Origin of the sequence: Streptomyces acidicola (genome assembly GCF_009377235.1) — a bacterium.
In the GTDB taxonomy this organism is placed as follows: domain Bacteria; phylum Actinomycetota; class Actinomycetes; order Streptomycetales; family Streptomycetaceae; genus Streptomyces; species Streptomyces acidicola.
In genome coordinates this window covers 1-3,361 of sequence record NZ_VMNX01000446.1, presented here as the reverse complement: position 1 = coordinate 3,361, position 3,361 = coordinate 1, and the positions used below count along the sequence as shown (strand labels likewise).

The following is a 3,361-nucleotide window of genomic DNA, read 5'->3' as shown; positions in this document are numbered from 1 at the left end:
GTCGCCGACCAGCTCAACCGCCGCCCACGCAAAACGCTCGGCTGGGAAACCCCAGCCGAGCGCCTGCATAAACTGCTCGCTGCCTGATCAACACGACCACGTGTTGCAACGATCCCTAGAAACCGCCCACGGTGCCGGCCCTCAGACGTCAATGCTCTGGTGTCAATGCTCAGACCTCAGAGCTCTCATAGCACTCGGATCTCTCGCATCACGAGTGTCACTCGCATCAGCCCATCACGCGCATCACGAGTGCCACTCGTATCACTGCTGGAGGTCGAACTCCCCGTCACGCGCCCCCAGTACGAACGCCCGCCACTCCGCCGCGGTGTAGCGGAGCACCGTGTCGGGGTCCGCGGAGTTGCGCATCGCGACGGCACCGCCCTCCAGATAGGCGATCTCCACCCGCTCGTCCTGGGGGCCATCAGGGGAGCCGACCCACTCGACGCCACTGATGTCCATGGCGTACAGCGCTTCCTTCTCCTGCTCGGTCGCCACCGGGCTCACTCTCCGTTCAACTGACCTTACGGACCGGGGAGATTCTACAAACCGGCAGACCTGAGACGGACCCTTCGGGTCAGACGGAGCCTTCGGCGGCCTCGACCAGCTCACGGCAGCGCTTCACGTCGCCCGCCATCGCCTCCAGCAGCGCCTGAAGCGATTCGAACTTCCGCTGCCCGCGCACGAAGGCGAGGAAGTCGACGGCGACGTGGAGCCCGTACAGGTCGAGACCGACCCGGTCGATGGCGTACGCCTCCACGGTCCGCTCGGTGCCGTCGAACTGCGGGTTCGTGCCGACGGAGATGGCGGCGGGCATGGCCTCGCCGTCGACGTGCAGCCACCCGGCGTAGACGCCGTCGGCGGGGATGGCGGTGTGCGGGAGCGTCTCCACGTTCGCCGTGGGGAAGCCCAGTTCGCGGCCGCGCTGCGCGCCCCGTACGACGATGCCCTCGACTCGGTGCGGGCGGCCGAGGATCTCGTGGGCGCCCTCGACGTCCCCCTCGGCCACCAGGCGCCGGGTCAGGGTCGAGGAGAAGGGCTGCCCGCCGCCCGCCTCGCCGCTCACGTACAGGTCGACTACCTCGACCTGGAAGTCGTACGTCTTGCCCTGTTCGGCGAGGAACGCGACGTCGCCCGCCGCCTTGTGGCCGAAGCGGAAGTTCGGGCCCTCGACGACGGCCTTGGCATGCAGCTTGTCGACCAGGACCTTGACCACGAAGTCGGCCGGGGACAGCTTCGAGAACTCCTTCGTGAAGGGGAGGATGAGCACCGCGTCCACGCCCAGCTGCGCCATCAGTTCGGCACGGCGGTGGTGGGAGGCGAGCAGCGGGGGGTGGCTGCCCGGCCGGACGACCTCACTGGGATGCGGGTCGAAGGTCACGACGACGGACGGAACGCCCAGCTCGCGTGCGCGGTCCACGGCATGCCTGATGATCAGCTGGTGCCCGCGGTGGACCCCGTCGTAGGAGCCGATGGTGACGACGCTGCGCCCCCAGTCCTGGGGGATGTCCTCCAAGCCACGCCAGCGCTGCACTGTGCCTGCTCCTTGTCGAAACGTGTCGAACCCGTGTCCGTGGTTGCCGCGTACGCAGGTCTAAGGGTGCCATGCCGGTTGCTGTTGGCCCGCATCGGCATGGAGGCTGTAACAGGTGGCACGCGGACGGTTACACGGCCTCCCGGAGCGCACGCCTCGGCCGACTCACGCGGGGACCCGTACCCCCGCGAGGTTCTCGATCATCCGGCGGGCGCTCGGGCCGACCACCGCGGCCCACTCCGCCGGCGAGTCGCTGAGCCATCCCGACACCTGCACCGCGAAGCCCGGGACGTGGCGGGCGAGGTCCACGAGACCGCGGTCGAAGCGGGTGGCGCCCTCGGGGGTGCGGACGAGGAGAAGGCCCGTACGGCGTACGAGTTCGCGGAACGACGATCCGCCGTCCCCGCCATCGTCCGCGCCATGGATCGTCTCGCCGTCCGCGCCATGGATCGTCTCGACGTCCCCGCCACGGCTCGTCCCGCGCACCGCGGCCCGCAGCACCGCCTCCAGCACGGCTGGATCCCGCTCGCTCGCCAGCAGCAGGTCCAGCAGCTCGCGCCGCAGCCCGCCCGAGGCCGGGGTGTCCGGCACGGCGAGGACACCCGCGAATGCCGCCCGCACCTGTGCGGGACCGCCCGCCAGCAGACCGGCGACCAGCGGGAACAGCACCTCGCGCGTGGCGGGCCCGTGCTCCAGCCGCCGGTCGACGTACGCGGCCACGCGCCCGGCGGCCTCCGGCCGCAGCTCCACGACCTCGCGGATCAGGGCGGCGACCTGGCGCGCGAGGACGGGTGTGGTGACGTCGGCCAGGGTCCTCAGGACCTCGTCCGAGCCCGCCCGCAGGGAGCGCAGCCGCAGCCGGAACGCGTCCAGCACCTGGTCCGCGTGCGTGGCGAACGCGGGCACCAGCGCGCTCGCGGGCACGTGCGGGTCGCCCGCTACGAAGCGCTCCAGCGCCTGCGGGAGGTGACGGGGCCGCGCCCGGGTGTCCCGGACGAGGAGGCCGATCGCACCGCCGTGCAGGGTGACGTCGGCGGGGCGCGCCAGCAGGGCGAGCGCGACGTAGCGGATCAGCTCGCGGTCGGCCTCCGTGCGCACGTGCGGCACGGCCCGCAGCGCGTACGTGAGGGCCGCCACCCGGCGCGCCGGGCGCTCGTCGTGCGCCCACCGGTCGACGGCCCGGCACACCGCCGAGGGCTCCTCCTCGGCGAGTACGGAGAGGAGCTCGTCCCCGCGCCGGTGGGCACTGTCCACGAGCGCTTCCGCCAGATCGTCCAGGGCACGGCGCCGATGGGTGTGCAGCAGCGCCTGGGCCGCCGTCGCCACGGTCGCGTCGGGGGTCGCGGCGAGGGGGCGGTCGTCGGCGAACCAGCGGGTGAGATGGGGCTGTACGGCGGCGGGGTCGACTGCCAGGAGCCGGGAGACGGCGTCCAGGTAGCGGGGGCCCTCGCCCGTGGGCGGGTCGGCGACGACGAGGCGTCGCAGCAGGTCGAGCCGCTCCTCCTCGGGCAGCGGCAGCGCCTCCCAGAACTCCGGCCCGAACTCCCCTGGTACGCCCCGGCCCTGGGCCCGCCACAGGACGATCCACTCGGTGAGCAGCCGGAGCAGCCCCAGGTGGGCGAGCGCGTCGGGCACACGCAGCAGGGTCTCGGTGACCAGGTGCACGGCCCACCAGACGGAGTCGCGGTACGGCGCGGGCCGGTCCGGCAGGAAGGCGTCCACAGCGAGGAGCAACTCCTCCAGGCGGTGGGCGAGTTCGAGCGGGCCCTCTTCGCGTGCGAGGTGGAGCAGGGCGTGGACGACGGGGCCGATGCGGTGGCGGGGGACGGG

The 3,361-nt window shown here is 72.2% G+C and carries 2 protein-coding genes and 1 pseudogene; all 3 read right to left on the bottom strand.

Features of this window, described 5'->3' with window-relative positions:
- Nucleotides 1–261: 261 nt before the first annotated feature.
- A complete protein-coding gene (locus FPZ41_RS45715; protein ID WP_030585611.1) occupies nucleotides 262–495 on the bottom strand; it encodes a DUF397 domain-containing protein in 234 nt (77 codons plus the stop codon).
- Between the two features lie 79 nt (nucleotides 496–574).
- Nucleotides 575–1,531, bottom strand: coding sequence for a bifunctional riboflavin kinase/FAD synthetase (locus FPZ41_RS45710; protein WP_322621578.1), 957 nt, complete (start codon nucleotides 1,529–1,531; stop codon nucleotides 575–577).
- A gap of 165 nt (nucleotides 1,532–1,696) precedes the next feature.
- Nucleotides 1,697–3,361, bottom strand: a pseudogene (locus tag FPZ41_RS45705) (serine protease); the annotation flags it as partial.